The sequence below is a fragment of the Hymenobacter psoromatis genome (genome assembly GCA_001596155.1).
Lineage (GTDB): Bacteria > Bacteroidota > Bacteroidia > Cytophagales > Hymenobacteraceae > Hymenobacter.
In genome coordinates, this window is record CP014771.1 from 2,559,382 (window position 1) to 2,575,806 (window position 16,425).

The following is a 16,425-nucleotide window of genomic DNA, read 5'->3' on the forward strand; positions in this document are numbered from 1 at the left end:
CATTTCATTTTCCTATGCTTTCCCACCCGCGCTCTTGTGCTTTTTTGGCCGCCGTGCTGCTGGTGCTGCTGGGCTCCGGCTGCGTCCGTGGCCCCCAAGCTACTAAACAACTAGCTGCCAAACAGTTATTTAAGCCCGCCTACATCCGGCAGCAACTGGTGAAAGTGGCTGACTGGCAGCTGGCCCACCCCCGGCACCCGCTCACCGACTGGACCAACGGGGCCTTCTACACCGGCGTGTTTGCCGCCTACGAGGCCACGAAATCGCCCAAAATCCTGGATTCGCTGCGGGCGATGGGTGAGCGTAATCGCTGGCGGCCCGGCCCCAAGTTTGGCCACGCCGACGACATCGCCATCGGCCAGACCTATTTCGACCTCTACCGGCTGCGGCCCGACCAGCGGCTCATTCAGGCCACCATCGACACGGTGAACAAGCTGCGCCGGCTGCCCACCAACCCCGAAAAGGCCAAGCAGGGCATCACCTGGTGGTGGTGCGATGCCCTGTTTATGGCCCCGCCCCTGCTGGCCAAGATGAGCACGACCCTGCACGACCCCAGCTACTTCGCCTACGCCGACTCGCTCTACCGCCAGACCTACGCCCGCCTCTATAACCCTGAGGAGCAGCTGTTTGCCCGCGATGCCCGCTACCTCTCGCCCGCGCCCGGTCAGGGCCAGCGCGAAGCCAACGGCCAGCGCGTGTTCTGGAGCCGGGGCAACGGCTGGGTCGTCGGCGGCCTGGCTTTAATTCTGCAAGAACTGCCCGAAAACCACCCGCGCCGGGCGTTTTACGTCACGCTTTTCAAGGAGCTGAGCGCCCGGCTGGTGCAGTTGCAGCAGCCCGACGGGCTGTGGCGGGCCAGCCTGCTCGACCCCGCCGCCTACCCTGGCGGCGAGGGCTCGGGCTCGGGTTTCGACTGCTACGCGATGGCCTGGGGAATCAACAACGGCCTGCTCGACCGCGCCACCTACCTGCCGGCCGTGCAAAAAGCCTGGGTGGCACTCAATGGGCTGGTATCGGCCGACGGCCGGGTGGGCTGGGTGCAGCCCATCGGCGGCGACCCGCGCCGCAATTTTTCGGCCGATAGCTGGGAGGTGTACGGAGCCGGGGCCTACCTGCTGGCGGGCTCGGAAGTATTGAAAATCAAACAATAAGCCATGAACCGTCGCCATTTTACCGGCTTGCTTTCGGGCGCGGCGGCCCTGCCGCTGGTCGGCGCGGGCGCTGCCCGGCCGGGCGCGGCGGCGCGGCCCGTGCCGACCGACCGGCAGTACTGGCTGCAAACTCTGCTGCGCGTGGCCGACCCCGTGCTGCTGGCCCTCGAAAAACGGGAGCTGCACGCCCAGATGCCCATTGAGGCGGCGGCCAACGAGCAGGCCGGCCGCCGCAAAGTGTCGCACCTCGAAGCCCTGGGCCGCCTGCTGGCCGGCCTGGCTCCCTGGCTCGAAACCGAAGCGCCCCCCGCCGAGCAGGCCCGCCAGACGCGCTACCGCGAGCTGGCCCGCCGCGCCATCGCGGCCGGCGTGGACCCGGCCTCGCCCGATTTCATGAACTTCACCCTGGAGCGGCAGCCGGTAGTGGATGCCGCCTTCCTGGCCCACGCCCTGCTGCGCGCGCCCACCCAGCTGTGGGCGCAGCTGCCGGCCGCCACTCAGCAGCAGCTGGTAGCGGCGCTGCAAAGCACCCGCGTCATCAAGCCCGGCTATAATAACTGGCTCTTATTCAGCGCCATCATCGAGGCGGCGCTACTCAAATTTACCGGCACCTGCGACGAGATGCGCCTCGACTACGCCCTGCGCCAGCACCAGGCCTGGTACAAGGGCGATGGCATGTATGGCGACGGCCCCGACTTCCACTGGGATTACTACAACAGCTACGTGATTCAGCCCATGCTGCTGACCATCACGCGCACGCTGGCCGCCGCTGGCAAGGGCGATAAAACCTTTGCTGACAAGGTATTAGCCCGAGCCCAGCGCTACGCCGTGGTGCAGGAGCGGCTGATTTGCACCGATGGCTCGTTTGCCACCTTCGGGCGCTCGCTGGCGTACCGCTGCGGGGCGTTCCAGCTGCTGGGGCAGGTGGCGCTGCAAGGCGAACTACCTCCGGCCCTACCCCCCGGCCAGGTGCGGGCCGCGCTCACGGCCGTTATTCACCGCACTCTCGATGCGCCGGGCACCTTCGACGCAGCGGGCTGGCTGCAAATCGGCTTGTGTGGGCATCAGCCCAGCATTGGCGAAAACTACATTTCGACGGGCAGCCTCTACCTGTGCGCGGTGGGGTTTCTGCCGCTCGGGCTGCCGGTTACGGATGCTTTCTGGACCAGCCCGGCGCTGCCCTGGACTTCGCAGAAAATATGGTCGGGGGTGGATGTGCCTACTGACCATGCTTATAAGGAATGATGATTTGGGGGAGGTCGCCCTCCGTGTTGACCTCACCCCCTAGCCCCCTCTCCCGTGGAGAGGGGGAACTAGTTTTTAGACTTAGTTTCTAAAAACTAGCTTTTTATAGCTAGAGCTAGTTCCCCCTCTCCACGGGAGAGGGGGCTAGGGGGTGAGGTAAACGCGGAGGGCGCCCCCCGAACAGCTAAAATCCTAAAAAATTCTCATGCTCCCTACCCCCCCCTACCTGCGCAACGTCACCCGCGCCGCCCTCTGCGGCCTGGGGCTGCTGTGCGCGACCGGGCCGGGCCGGGCGCAGACCCCATCCCAACCCGACCCGGCCGCCGAAAAAGCCCGCCGCCTGGCCCTGGCCACCGCCGACTGGCAGCTGATGCTCAACAAATTGCACCTTACATTGCCTACCTTGCCGCCGCCCGCCACCGACCCGGCCCGGCCGGCCGGCACCGGGCAGCGCCCCGGTTTCAGCAGCTGGTTTGATGCGGCCGGCAACCGCTACATCCGCTCCAGCTGGGGGCGGTGGACCAACTACGACCAGGCCACGGCTGGCACCGCCGCCCGCCCCGACCCGCTGGTGCTGCGCAACGGCCGCCCCGTGCGCGATGCCCGCACCTGGTACCAGCAGCGCCGCCCCGAAATTCTGGCCGATATCACCACGGAGGTCTATGGGCGCATTCCGGCCAATACGCCGGTTGTGCGCTTCGCCATCACGGCTACTGATGCGCAGTTTCTGGGCGGGAAGGTAGTCAGACAAACTATTGAGGGACAAATTGATAATGCCCGCTACCCGGCGGCCGCGCCGCGCATCCGGCTGGTGCTGTACACGCCGGCCGCCGCCACCGGGCCGGTGCCGCTGGTAGTGGTAGTGGGCGACTTGCCCACGGCCCCGGCCGGCCAGCCCGACGTGCTGAGCCAGGTGCTGGCCGCCGGCTGGGCGCTGGCTACGTTCGACCCCGCCGCCGTGCAGATGGACAGCGGCGCGGGCCTGAACGCGGGCATTATTGGGCTGATGGGGGGGGGTAGGCCCCGCCAGCCGGCCGACTGGGGCACGCTGGCCGCCTGGAGCTGGGGCCTGAGCCGCGTGCTCGACTACGTGGCCACTGATAAGCGCCTCGATGCCAGATATGTAGCCCTGCAAGGCCACTCGCGCTGGGGCAAAACTACCTTGCTGGCCGCCGCCCTCGATACCCGCTGGGCTCTGGCCTACGTGAGTTGCTCGGGGGCGATGGGGGCCTCGCTGGAAAAGCGCGACTTTGGCGAAACCATCGACAACGTGGCCGAACCCAGCGAGTACCACTGGATGGCCGGCAACTTTCTAAAGTACGCCGGGCACTGGGACGCCATGCCCACCGATGCGCACGAGCTGCTGGCGCTGGTGGCCCCGCGCCCGGTGTTCATCACGGGCGGCACCACCGATAGCTGGACCGATGCGCGGGGCACTTTCCTGGCCGGCGTAGGGGCCAGCCCGGTGTATGCGCTGCTGGGCAAAAAGAGCCTCCCCACCGCCGAAATGCCCGCCCCCGACGTGGCTCTGCTCAACGGCGACCTGGCCTTTCGGGAGCATACCGGCGGCCACACCGACCTGCCCGACTGGCCCGCGTTTATCGAGTTTGCCCGTAAATATTTTCCGGCTCTGGCCCAGGTCAAATAATTAAAAATGATGAATTAAAAACTAAAGGTTTGACCGTAACATTTTTAATTCATCATTTTTAATTATTTCTCTTTTAAAACGCTATTCTCATGCTGCATACCATGCGCTGGTTCGGGCCTAACGACCCTACTTCTCTATTCGATTTACGCCAGGCGGGCTGCGCGGGCGTGGTTACGGCCCTGCACCACCTGCCGGTGGGCGCGGTGTGGCCGGTGGCCGAAATTCAGGCCCACCAGCAGCTCATTGAGGCCGCTAATGCCACCCACGCGCCCCTGCACTGGGCCGTGGTGGAGAGCCTGCCGGTACACGAGGATATCAAAAAAGGCAAGCCCAGCCGCGACGAGTACATCGCCAACTACCAGCAGAGCCTGCGCCACCTGGCGGCCTGCGGCGTGCGCACGGTGTGCTACAATTTCATGCCCGTGCTCGACTGGTCGCGCACCGACCTGGGCTACGAAATGCCCGACGGCTCGCGGGCGCTGCGCTTCGTGTGGCAGGATTTTGCCCTGTTCGACCTCTGCATTCTGAAGCGGCCGGGGGCCGAAGCCGACTACGAGTCTGCCGTGGTCGTGGCCGCCCGCGCGCAGTTTGCCAGCCTGAGCGAGGAGCAGATTAAGGGCCTCACCAATACCATTTTGCTGGGTCTGCCGGGAGCGGAGGAAAGCTTCCAGCTGGCGGGCTTTCAGGCGATGCTGAACGAGTACGCGGCCGTGGATGCGGCCACCCTGCGCGAGCACCTGCACTACTTTTTGCGGGCGGTGGGGCCGGTGGCGGCCGAGGTGGGCATCGGGCTCTGCATTCACCCCGACGACCCGCCCTTTCCACTGCTGGGCCTGCCGCGCGTGGTGAGCACTGAGGCCGACCTGGCCGGCCTGTTGGCTGCTTATGACCACCCCGCCAACGGCCTGACCTTCTGCACCGGCTCACTGGGCGTGCGCCCCGACAACGACCTGGCCGGCATGGCGCGGCGCTTCGGCCCGCGCATCCACTTCGTGCATTTGCGCAGCACCCGGCGCGAGGAAAATCCGCGCAATTTCCACGAGGCCGACCACCTGGCCGGCGACGTGGACATGTACGCCGTGGTGCGCGCGCTGGTGCAAGAGGAGCAGCGCCGCGCGGCGGCCGGCGAAATCCAGCGCCCCGCCCTGCCCGTGCGCCCCGACCACGGCCACCAGATGCTCGACGACCTAAGCACCGCCAAACGCACCTACCCCGGCTATTCGGCCATCGGCCGCCTGCGCGGCCTGGCCGAGCTGCGCGGCCTGGAGCTGGGCATTCGCCGCAGCCTGGCCGAGCCGACCAATTGATTTCTTTCCCATTTTTTCTACCTATAGAACTATGAACGCGCTCTCAAACGGCCACGCGGCGGCCCCGGCCCCTACCCCCACCCTGCGGCCCAACCCTTTTTCGCTGGAAGGCCAGGTGGCCTTGATAACGGGCGGCGGCACCGGCATCGGCCTCGACATCGCGCGCTGCATGGTGGCGGCCGGGGCCACGGTCATCATCACGGGCCGCCGTGAGGCGGTGCTGGCCGACGCCTGCGCCGACCTGGGCGAGGGTGCTCACTACCTGGTCAACGACGTGGCCGACCTGCCGGCGCTCGACGGGCTGGTGGCCGAGCTGGAGGCCACCTACGGCCCGCTCGACATCCTGGTGAACAACGCCGGCATCAACCTCAAAAAGCCGGCTCTGGAGGTGACGGACGAGGAATTTTCGTGTATCATTCATACTAATCTGAATGCGGTATTTGCCCTGACACGGGCCGCCGCCGGGCGCATGGTGGCCCGGCAGAAGGGCGTTATCCTCATGATTTCGTCGATGGCCGCCTACTACGGCATCGACCGCGTGGTGGCCTACGCCGCGTCGAAGTCGGCGGTGGAGGGCATGGTGAAGGTGCTGGCCTCGGAGTTTTCCAAGGACAATGTGCGGGTGAACGCCATCGCGCCCGGCTTTATCGAAACCGAGATGAGCCGCACGGCCATGAACAACGACCCCGAGCGGCGCGACCGCGCCATGCGCCGCACCCCGATGGGCAAGTTTGGCCAGCCTTCCGACATTGGCCACGCGGCCGTTTTTCTGGCTTCTGAGGCCGCCCGCTACATCACCGGGGCCTCGCTGCCGGTGGATGGCGGTAACTCCATCGGGTTTTGAAGCGGCTGGCTTTTTTGCATCTGCTGGCCGGCTTGTGGCTGGCGGGCGCGGCCGGCGTGGCGCGGGCGCAGGCCCCGGCCGCCTGCCCTACCCCCGACCCTAACTTCCACGTTTACTTGCTGATGGGCCAGTCGAACATGGCCGGGCGCGGGCCACTAACGCCCGAGCTGGCAGCTTTGGGCAGTCCGCAGGTGTTCATGCTGAACGCGGCCGGCAAGTGGGTGCCCGCCCACAACCCAGTGCATTTCGACAAGCCCAAAGCGGCCGGCGTGGGGCCGGGGCTGTCGTTTGGCATAGCGATGGCAGCGGCCGACCCTACGGTACGCATCGGGCTGGTGCCCTGTGCCGTGGGCGGCACCAGCATTGCCAAGTGGCAGGTGGGCGCCTACGATGAGGCTACCAAAACCCACCCCTACGACGACGCGGTGCTACGCATCCAAAACGCCATGCGCTGCGGGGTAGTGAAGGGGATGCTCTGGCACCAGGGCGAGTCCGACAGCAACCCCGCCGCCGCCGCGGCCTACCTGCCCAAGCTGGCCGAGCTGATTGGCCGGGTGCGCACCCTCACGGGTCAGCCCGCGCTGCCGGTGGTGGCCGGCGAGCTGGGCCGATTCAAAGAGAATAGCCTGAATTTCAACGCCCTACTGCTAAAGCTACCCGCGCTGGTGCCGCACACGGCCGTCGTAACCTCCGAAGACCTGACCGACAAGGGCGACCAGACGCACTTCGACGGGGCCTCGGCCAACACCTACGGCCAGCGCTACGCCGTGGCCATGCGGGCGCTGCAAGCCGCCGCGACCCGACCCGGTAATTCGCCCAAAGTCAAAGTCAAACTTAAACGCCACCGCTAAATGAGATTCTTCGCTTTTTGGCTGCTGCTGCTCGCCGCCGCCTGGCCGCCGCCGGCGCGGGCCAAAGTCCGCCTACCCTCCCTCATTGGCCCCAACATGGTGTTGCAGCAGCGCAGCCAGGCCGCGCTTTGGGGCTGGGCGCGGGCGGGTAGCACCGTGACTATCAGCGCTTCGTGGGATAAAAAAACGTACGCCGCCAAGGCCGACGCGCAGGGCAAGTGGCGCACGAAAGTGGCCACGCCGGCCGCCGGCGGGCCGTTCGCGCTCACCTTTAGCGACGGCGAGAAGCTGACTATCGGCAACGTGCTGGTGGGCGAGGTATGGATATGCGGGGGCCAGTCGAACATGGAGATGCCCATGCGCGGCTTCAACTCGCAGCCCATTCTCAATGGCAATGAATTGATTACCACCTCTACTAACCCCAAGCTGCGGCTATTTAAGCTGGCGCGGGCTACTTCCCTCACTCCGCAGGACGACTGCAAGGGGGAGTGGCAGTTGGCCACGCCGGCTACCGTGCGCGAGTTCAGTGCCATCGCCTACCAGTACGGGCGCTATTTGCAGCAGCAATTGGGCGTGCCGGTGGGGCTGATTTTGTCGGCCGTGGGCGGCACCCGCATCGAGAGCTGGATGAGCGCGCCCAGCCTCAAGGCCTTCCCCGAGGTGGCGGTGCCGGCTAGTCTCGACACCGTGAAAGCGCCTCATAAAGAAGCCACTACGCTCTTTAATGGCATGATAGCGCCGCTGCTGGGCTATGGCAGCCAGGGCTTTATCTGGTACCAGGGCGAGAGCAACCGCCACGAGCCGGCCCTCTACGGACGCTTGTTTCCGGTGATGGTGGCCGACTGGCGGCGGCAGTGGGGCGCGGGCGAGCTGCCGTTTTACTACGTCCAGATTGCGCCCTACGGCTCGCAGGACAAAGGCCACAGCGGCCCCCGCCTGCGCGAGGCCCAGCTCAACGCGATGAAGGTTATTCCCAGCTCGGGCATGGCCTCCACGATGGACGTGGGCATGGAGAAATACATCCATTACCTGGACAAAACTGCCCCCGCCCACCGCCTGGCCTACTGGGCGCTGGCCAATGCCTACGGCATTAAGGGCATCAGCTACGGCGGACCGGTTTTCAAGGCCATGACCGTGAACGGCCGCCAGGTCACGCTGACCTTCGACTACGCCCGCTATGGCCTCACATCGTTTGGCAAGCCCCTGACTTTGTTTGAGGTAGCGGGAGCCGACAAGGTTTTTCACCCCGCCACGGCAGTTATCAAGGGCGGCAAGGTGGAGGTGGAAAGCGAGCAGGTGGCCGCCCCGGTGGCCGTGCGCTACGCTTTTAAGGAGTTTGTGGTGGGCGACTTGTATAACAATGACGGGCTGCCGGCCTCGTCGTTTCGGACGGATGACTGGGAGTGAGGGGGGTAGGGAGGTGGGTCGCTTTCAACGGGGCACCTCACCCCCTAGCCCCCTCTCCTGCGGAGAGGGGGAACTAGCTTCTAATTTTAGCTCTAATCAACTGGTTTCTAAAAGACTATAACTAGAACTAGTTCCCCCTCTCCGCAGGAGAGGGGGCTAGGGGGTGAGGTGCCCCGTTGAAGGCGACCCGCCAGCCGTAACGCCTAGTAAAAATCTACAAACCAATGCGCTACCTGCTCTCCCTTTTCCTCCTCCTACTCACCACCGCCGCCGCCGTGGCCCAGCCTACGGCGCGGCAGTCCATTAACAGCAACTGGCTGTTCCGCAAAGGCGATGGCACCGATTTCAGCAAAAGCCCGCCGACGGCGGCCGGCTGGGAGCCGGTGAGCCTGCCCCACACCTGGAACGCCCAGGATGCCTTCGACGACGTGCCGGGCTACTACCGGGGCGCGGGCTGGTACCAGAAAACGCTTTTTGTGCCCGCCGGGCCGGCCGGCCGGCGCGTGTACCTGGAATTTGAGGGAGCCAACCAGGTGGCCGAGGTGTACGTGAACGGCCAGAAGGCTGGCGAGCACCGGGGCGGCTACACGGCCTTTCGGGTGCCGATTGAGAAGCTGCTGAAGCCTGATGCGGCGGCCGGCAATGAGGTGCTGGTGAAGGTGGACAACAGCTACAACGCCGACATAGCGCCGCTCACGGCCGACTTCACTTTTTACGGCGGGCTCTACCGCGAAGCCTCTTTGCTAACGGCCGGGCCGGTGCATTTTGACCTCGATAACTACGCCAGCGGCGGCATTTTTCTTACTACCCCCCGCGTGTCGGCCGAAGCCGCTGAGGTGGTGGCCAAGGCCACGCTCGTGAACGATGGCCGCGCCCCGCGCCGGGTGGTGCTCACGCAGCAGTTGCTCGATTCGGCCGGGCGGGTGGTGGCCCGGCAGCAAAGCCGCCTCACGCTGGCGGCCGGCACGCCCCAGACGGTGGCCCAGACGTTTCGGCTGGCGCGGCCCCGGCTGTGGTCGCCGGCCCGGCCGTATCGCTACCGGGTGGTTTCGACCATTGCGGAGGCTAATACGGTGCTTGATGAGGCCAGCAACCCGCTGGGGCTGCGTTGGTTTCGGTTCGATGCCGCAGAGGGTTTTTTTCTTAACGGTCAGCACCTCAAGCTGATGGGAACCAGTCGGCACCAGGACTACGCCGGCCTGGGCAACGCCGTGCCCAAGGCGCTGGCCGTGCGCGACGTGGAGTTGCTCAAAGAAATGGGCGGCAATTTTCTGCGCGTGGCCCACTACCCGCAGGACCCCGCCGTGCTGCTGGCCTGTGACCGGCTGGGCATTCTGGTGTCGGAGGAAATTCCGGTGGTGAACCAGATTACGGAGTCGGCGGCGTTTTTTCAGAACTGCAAAACCATGCAGACCGAGATGATTCGCCAGGGATTTAATCACCCCTGCGTGGTGCTGTGGACCTACATGAACGAGGTGCTACTTTCCTTCCGGGGCCGCGACGTGAACGATGCCAAAAACCTGGCCTACCTGGCCCAGGTGGCGCGGCTGGCCCAGGAGCTGGACGACCTCAGCCACCGCGAGGACCCCAGCCGCCCCACGATGATAGCCATGCACGGCGACTTTAAGCTCTACCGCAAGGCGGGCCTAACGGATATTCCACAGGTAATTGGCTGGAACCTGTATAATGGCTGGTACTCGGCCGATTTTGAGGGTCTTGATAAATTCCTGGATACTCACCGCCGCGAATTACCCGACAAGGCGCTCCTCATTTCGGAGTTTGGGGCCGATGCCGACGTGCGCCTGCACGCCCAAAACCCCGTGCGCTTCGACAAGACACCCGAGTACGCGGTGCGCTACCACCAGTATTTTTCGCAGGCTATTCTGAGCCGGCCGTTTGTGGCGGGCGGTGCCATCTGGAACCTGGCCAACTTCGGCTCCGAGGGCCGGCAGGAGGCCACGCCGCACGTCAACGCCAAGGGCTTGCTCACTTTTGACCGCCAACCCAAGGCTGACTACCTGTTTTACCAGGCGCGCCTGCTCACGCGGCCGTTCGTGCGCATCGGCTCGCGCGACTGGACGCTGCGCAGCGGCGTGGCCGCCGCCGCCGACTCGCTGTTCTGCGCCCAAACCGTGGACGTGTACACCAACCAGCCCACCGCCACGCTGCTGCTCAACGGGCGGCCCCTGGGCACTCACGCCGCTGAGGGGGGGGTAGCAAGTTTCCGCGTGCCTTTCACCAACGGCCTTAACCAGTTGGCAGCCAACACGCCTACCCCCGGCCCGGCCGGCCACGACGAGGTGGACGTGCAGTTTCAGCTCGTGCCGCTCGACTTGCAATCCCGCGCCCTGCCCTTTCAGGAATTGAACGTGAGCCTGGGTGACCAGCGCACTTTCACCGACCCGCCGCGCCGGCAGGTGTGGCTGCCCGAGCAGGCTTACCGGCCCGGCGGCTGGGGCTACGTGGGCGGCCGGGTATTCGTGCAGGCCAACACCAGCCGCGTCAGCTACGGCTCCGACCGCGACATTCTAGGCACGGATTACGACCCCATTTTTGAAACTCAGCGCATTGGCATTGAGCAATTTAAGGCCGACGTGCCGGCCGGCGACTACGACGTGACGCTGCACTTTGCCGAGCTGCAATACCTACCCACCGCCGAGAAGCTGGCCTACAACCTCGACAAGGCCGCCGCCGCCGGCACCGCCGCGGCTGCTCCTAGCCAGCGCAGCTTCGGGGTGCGAGCCAATGGCCGACTGTTGCTGCCCGACATCAGCCCCGCCACCGGGCTGCTGCCCCAAACCGCTCTGAGCCAGACGGTGCGCGTGACGGTGGCCGCCGGCCAGGGGCTGACCCTGGACTTTGTGCCCCACCAGGGCGAGGCCGTGCTCAACGGCATCCAGCTGCGGCGGCGCTGAGGCAGCCGGCTTCCCTACCCCCCTTTTCCCGCCCATGAAACCCGTCAACCTGAAAGCGCTGGCCCAGCAGCTGAACCTGTCGATTGCTACGGTGTCGCGGGCGCTCAACGACAGCTACGATATATCGCAGGCCACTAAGGAACGGGTGCGCCGGCTGGCCGCGCAGCTCAACTACGTGCCCAACCCGCACGCCAGCAGCCTGCGCCGCAACCGCAGCAATACCATTGGAGTCGTCATTCCAGAGATTACCAACTCGTTTTTTTCGCTGGTTCTGAACGGGATAGAGGACGTGGCGCGGCGGCAGCACTACCACGTGCTGATTTACCTGACCCACGACGACGGGCAGCGCGAGGCCGCCGCTGTGGAGCTGCTGGCCAGCGGGCGCGTCGATGGCGTGCTGCTGTCGGCGGCCGGGGCGGCGGCCGGCCCGGCCAGCGCGCGCCAGCTGGTGGAGCGCGGCATCCCGCTGGTGCTGTTTGATAGAATATACGCGGGGCTGGACGTGGCCTGCGTGACCACCGACGACTACGCCAGCGCCCACGCCGCCACCCGGCACCTGCTGCAAGCGGGCTGCCGCACGGTGGCGCATTTTACCCTGGCCGGGCAGCTGTCGGTGGGCACCGAGCGGCAGCGCGGCTACCGCGCCGCCCTGCTGGAAGCGGGCCGGGGGCCGGGGCAGGCCGTGGAATTGGCCAGCAGCGGCTACGGCCCCGAAAGCCAGGCCGCCATTGAAGCGCTGCTGCGGCAGCGGCCCGACGTGGACGGCATTTTTGCGGCCGTGGAGAGCCTGGCCCTGAGCAGCTACCAGGCCTGCCAGCGGCTGGGGCTAGCTATTCCGGCTGATATTAAGCTCATTAGCTTCTCTAACTCGCCCGTGCTGCCGCTGCTCACGCCGGCCCTGAGCACCGTGACGCAGCCGGCCTTTCAGATGGGGCAGGCGGCGGCCGAGCGGGTATTTCGGGCCATTGCCACCGGCCGCCCCGCCCGCGCCGACCAAAGTCTGGAGCTGCGGTCGGAGCTGGTGGGGCGGGCCTCCACGCGGGGCGGACCGGCGCCCGGCCGCGTAAACGATTACGTGAATAAACCGTTGGCTTACATTATCAATAGCTAGCCCGCAGCCCGACCTTAGACTTATAGAATAACCCTGGCCCGCATCGGGCCGGTGGCTACTCTCCCGCGCCGGCCGCCCCAGGCTGGCTTTTACTTCCCGGCTGTTTTTTCAGCGCCCGCTATTGGCCGGGCCAGGCCGCGCTTTGCCCGCTGGCCACTTCCTCTCGCGTTCACTTTTCCCACCCATTTTTTATGTTGCAACGATACCTTCGACTAGCCAGCTGGTGGGCGGCCGGCCTGCTACTAGCCGGCCCCGCCGCCGCCCAAACCACCCAGACCCTCACGCCCAGCGACGACGCCTACGTGCTAACGGGCAGCACCGTGCTGCAAAACACCAACTACAACAACGAGACCCGCGTAGCCGTGAAGCGCACCACCAGCGGGACGGCGAACCGCAACGGGTACCTGAAATTCAACGTGACGCCCACCAACCCGAGCCAGATTAGCACGGCTATCCTACAGGTGTGGTGCTACAAGATATCGTCGACGACGCCTTCGGAAGTGACGGTGAGCGCCACGGGCAACGGCTGGACGGAGGGGGCCATTACCTACGCCAACGCGCCGGCGCTGGGCGCAAGCCAGGGCAGCAGCGCGGTCACGGTGGGAGCCTACACCAGCATCGACGTGACGAACTACGTGCGGGCTAGCTTTCCGGCCGGCACCACCACCGCCGACATCTCCTTCGGCCTGAGCGACGTGCTGAACAGCGGCAATCTGATTGAATTTTACTCGAAAGAATTCGGCAGCAACCCGCCCCAGCTGCAGATTGTGACCCAGGCCACCCCCGTGACGCCGCCCTCTTCTCTCACCGGCACCTACTACGTGGATGCCACGGGCGGCTCGGATGCCAACACCGGCCTGAGCGCCACGGCGGCCCGGCAAACGCTGACCCAGGTGAGCGCCCAGACCTTCGGGCCGGGGGCGCACATTCTGTTCAAGGCCGGGCAGCGCTTTAGTGGCGTGCTGTTCGCGGGCGGCTCGGGCACGGCGGCCGCGCCCATTGTGGTAGACCAGTATGGCACCGGGGCGCGGCCCGCGCTCGATGGCAACGGCACCAGCTACACGCTGCGGCTCGATAACCAGCAGTATTAGGAAGTCAATAATCTGGAAATCACCAACTACAACGCTACCGAAGAAGGCGGTATGACCCTGGCCCAGTGGGAGGCCAACAACGTGAGCCAGTGGGCCAACGCTACCCAGCCGACGGCACAGTACGCCGTGACCCGCACCAAGAAATTCGGCATTCTGGTAACGGCCCAGGACCAGGGCGCGGTGCATCACCTGCACTTCGTGAACATTAACATGCACGGCATCAACGGCTTTATCGATAATAGCGTGGATGACAGCAAGTTCAACGGCGGCATGTTTTTCGACATTGGCGGCAGCACGACCCCTACTTATTTCGACGACCTGCTGGTGCAGGGCTGCCGCATTGCCGACATTGACCGCACCGGCGTGTCGAACCGCTCGACCTGGACCAACCGCACTGTGAACAGCAGCGTAAACTGGACCCCCACGCTCAATTACGTGCTGCGCAACAACACGTTTGAGCGCACCGGCGCCCAGGGCCTGATTGTGCGCGACTCGAAAAACCCGCTCATCGAGCACAACCTGTTTGACCACTGCTCCGTCAAAACCTCGGGCAACGCGTGCTTCAACTTCGACACCGACGGGGCCTTGTGGCAGTTCAACGAGTCGCGCTTTACCCGCGCCAACGTGGGCGACACCGATGCCGGTGGTATCGACAGCGACTTCAAGAGCAAGGGCACCATTATGCAGTATAACTACCTGCACGACAACGACTACGGCCTGCTGATAACCGGCGGCGCCGGCGCGTTCAACGACAGCACTATCCTGCGCTACAATATTCTGGAGCGCAACGGCCTGGTGGCGCAGAACAGCAGCGACGGCAAGTACCAGATAAAGGTGTCGGGCACGGCCACGCGCACCATCGTTCACAACAACGTTTTCTACGTCGACTCGACCCAAACCGGCACCAAGCCCACGCTGCACAAGCAGTTCACCGACTGGCCCGACCAGACGAGCTACTACAACAACGTGTTTTACCTGCTGGGCCCATCGCCCACCTTCGACCTGGGGGGTAGCACGAACAACCTATTTTCCAATAACCTGTACTACGGCAGCCCCATCGTAAACAAGCCGGTGGACGCGTACGCCGTGAATGGCAACCCCGACATGGTGGCCCCCGGCACCGGCCCCAACGGCTACAAGCTGCAACCCGGCTCGTCGGCCATTGCCAAGGGCAAGCTCATCCCGACGATACCGGCCCTAGACTATTTTCAGAACCCCATTAACCAGGCCAATGCCATCGACATTGGGGCGCAGCAGTTTTCGAGCGTGCCGCCGCCCGTGGCCCCGCCCGCGCTCATACCGCAGCAGATTTTTGGTATCGAGGATGCCCACGTGGAGGGCGGCACCTCGACCAATACCAACTTCGGCACCGCGGCCATTCTGCGGGTGAAAAACAACCCGACCAGTGCGGTAGCTACTCGCCAGAGCTATATTAAATACGACCTGAGCGGCGTGACCAACCCCGCGGCCATCGTGAGCGTGCAGCTGGTGGTGAACAGCACCGTGAACCCCACCGGCACCATTCCGCTGAGCGTATTTGCCGTGAACGACGATACGTGGCACGAGAACACGATTACCGATGCCAACCAGCCTGGCCGCAATGCCTACGTAACCACCCTGGTGGCCAGCGGCAACATGACCAACCCCAAGCAGTTTTCGGTCGATATCACCAACTACGCGCTCAGCCAGCTCAACGGCGACAAAACGCTGTCGCTGGTGCTGGCCGACACCACGGGCAGCAGCGTGCTGGCCAACGTGGTGAGCAGGGAGGGGGTAGCGACGCTGCAACACTACTTACTATTCACCACGCGCGGCACCATTGCCCCGCCGCCCGTGGCCAAGAGCAAGTTCGACATTTACCTGCTCATCGGGCAGTCGAACATGGCCGGCCGGGCCGAGATTAGCGCAGCCGACCGCGATTCGCTGCAAAACGTGCTGCTCTTCACCGGCACGAGCTGGGAGAAGGCCACCAACCCGCTCAATAAATACTCGACCGTGCGCGAGGCGCTGAATATTCAGCTGCTGGGGCCGGGCTACACCTTTGGGCGCAAGCTGGCGGCCCGTATGGGCCAGACCATCGGGCTGGTGGTGAACGCGCGGGGCAGCACCAGCATCTCGCAGTGGCAGAAAGGCTACAGCGGCGCCAACGACTTCGACCTCTACGAGCAAGCCGTGGCCCAGCTGCGCAAGGTGCAGGGCCAGGGCACGTTTAAGGGCATTATCTGGCACCAGGGCGAGTCGGACCAGTCGAACTCGGGCGCCTACCTGGCCAAGTTTCAGCAGCTGGTAACCAACCTGCGCCAGGACCTGGGCGCCAACGTCCCGATAGTAGCTGGTGAGCTGGGCAAGTGGCGCACCTCGTCGGTAAATCTGAACGCCGTGATTCAGAGCATTCCGGCCAACGTGACTAATGGCTACTACGTGACGGCCGACGGCCTCACGCCTCTCAACGGCGACCTGACCGAGCCGCACTTCGACGGGCTCAGCCAGCACATCCTGGGTGAGCGCTACGCCGACCGTATCGCGTCCGTGGTGTATAATCTGGTGCTCGCGGCTACCCCCTCTGCCGCCGCCGCCCAGGTGCAGGCCTACCCCTCGCCCACGCACGGCCTGCTATCGATAGTGCGCCCCGCTGGCACCCCGGCCACTACCGCTACCCTACTCAATACCCTGGGCCAGGTGGTGCGCACGCTGCCCCTACCCACCCCCGAAACTACCGTGGAGCTGGGCGGCCTGGCCCCCGGCATCTACACCCTGCGCCTGACCCTGGGCGGCCAGCCGGTGGCCCGCCGTATAGTGCTGGAATAAACCTGAGACACCAGGGAGCCGGTGGCTCCGGCTCCCTGGTGTTTTGG

11 protein-coding genes are annotated in these 16,425 nt (G+C 65.0%); all 11 read left to right on the forward strand.

Annotation, left to right across the window (positions count from 1 at the left end; all coding sequences use genetic code 11):
- The first annotated feature begins 14 nt into the window (after positions 1-14).
- The 11 genes from A0257_10850 (at position 15) to A0257_10900 (ending at position 16,378) form a co-directional block, all read left to right on the forward strand.
- Complete coding sequence (locus A0257_10850) at positions 15-1,151, forward strand: hypothetical protein (protein AMR27545.1); 1,137 nt, start codon at positions 15-17, stop codon at positions 1,149-1,151.
- A gap of 3 nt (positions 1,152-1,154) precedes the next feature.
- Positions 1,155-2,396 (forward strand): hypothetical protein, encoded by a 1,242-nt coding sequence (locus A0257_10855; GenBank protein AMR27546.1) that lies wholly within the window; start codon positions 1,155-1,157, stop codon positions 2,394-2,396.
- 205 nt (positions 2,397-2,601) lie between these two features.
- Positions 2,602-4,044: an acetylxylan esterase gene (locus A0257_10860; GenBank protein AMR27547.1), complete on the forward strand. Its 1,443-nt coding sequence runs from the start codon at positions 2,602-2,604 to the stop codon at positions 4,042-4,044.
- Between the two features lie 89 nt (positions 4,045-4,133).
- Positions 4,134-5,351, forward strand: coding sequence for a mannonate dehydratase (locus A0257_10865; GenBank protein AMR27548.1), 1,218 nt, complete (start codon positions 4,134-4,136; stop codon positions 5,349-5,351).
- A 31-nt stretch (positions 5,352-5,382) separates the two neighbouring features.
- Positions 5,383-6,195, forward strand: a complete 813-nt coding sequence (locus A0257_10870) for a 3-oxoacyl-ACP reductase (GenBank protein ID AMR27549.1) — start codon at positions 5,383-5,385, stop codon at positions 6,193-6,195.
- A gap of 23 nt (positions 6,196-6,218) precedes the next feature.
- Entirely contained in the window at positions 6,219-7,046 is an 828-nt protein-coding gene (locus tag A0257_10875) for a hypothetical protein (protein ID AMR29722.1), read from the forward strand.
- Positions 7,047-8,453 (forward strand): 9-O-acetylesterase, encoded by a 1,407-nt coding sequence (locus A0257_10880; protein ID AMR27550.1) that lies wholly within the window; start codon positions 7,047-7,049, stop codon positions 8,451-8,453. It abuts the gene before it with no gap.
- Between the two features lie 224 nt (positions 8,454-8,677).
- Positions 8,678-11,368, forward strand: coding sequence for a hypothetical protein (locus A0257_10885; GenBank protein ID AMR27551.1), 2,691 nt, complete (start codon positions 8,678-8,680; stop codon positions 11,366-11,368).
- 34 nt (positions 11,369-11,402) lie between these two features.
- On the forward strand, positions 11,403-12,479 hold the full coding sequence (locus A0257_10890) for a hypothetical protein (protein AMR27552.1): 1,077 nt from the start codon (positions 11,403-11,405) through the stop codon (positions 12,477-12,479).
- A gap of 191 nt (positions 12,480-12,670) precedes the next feature.
- Positions 12,671-13,570, forward strand: coding sequence for a hypothetical protein (locus tag A0257_10895; GenBank protein AMR27553.1), 900 nt, complete (start codon positions 12,671-12,673; stop codon positions 13,568-13,570).
- A 51-nt stretch (positions 13,571-13,621) separates the two neighbouring features.
- Positions 13,622-16,378, forward strand: coding sequence for a hypothetical protein (locus A0257_10900; GenBank protein AMR27554.1), 2,757 nt, complete (start codon positions 13,622-13,624; stop codon positions 16,376-16,378).
- The last annotated feature ends 47 nt before the right edge of the window (positions 16,379-16,425 follow it).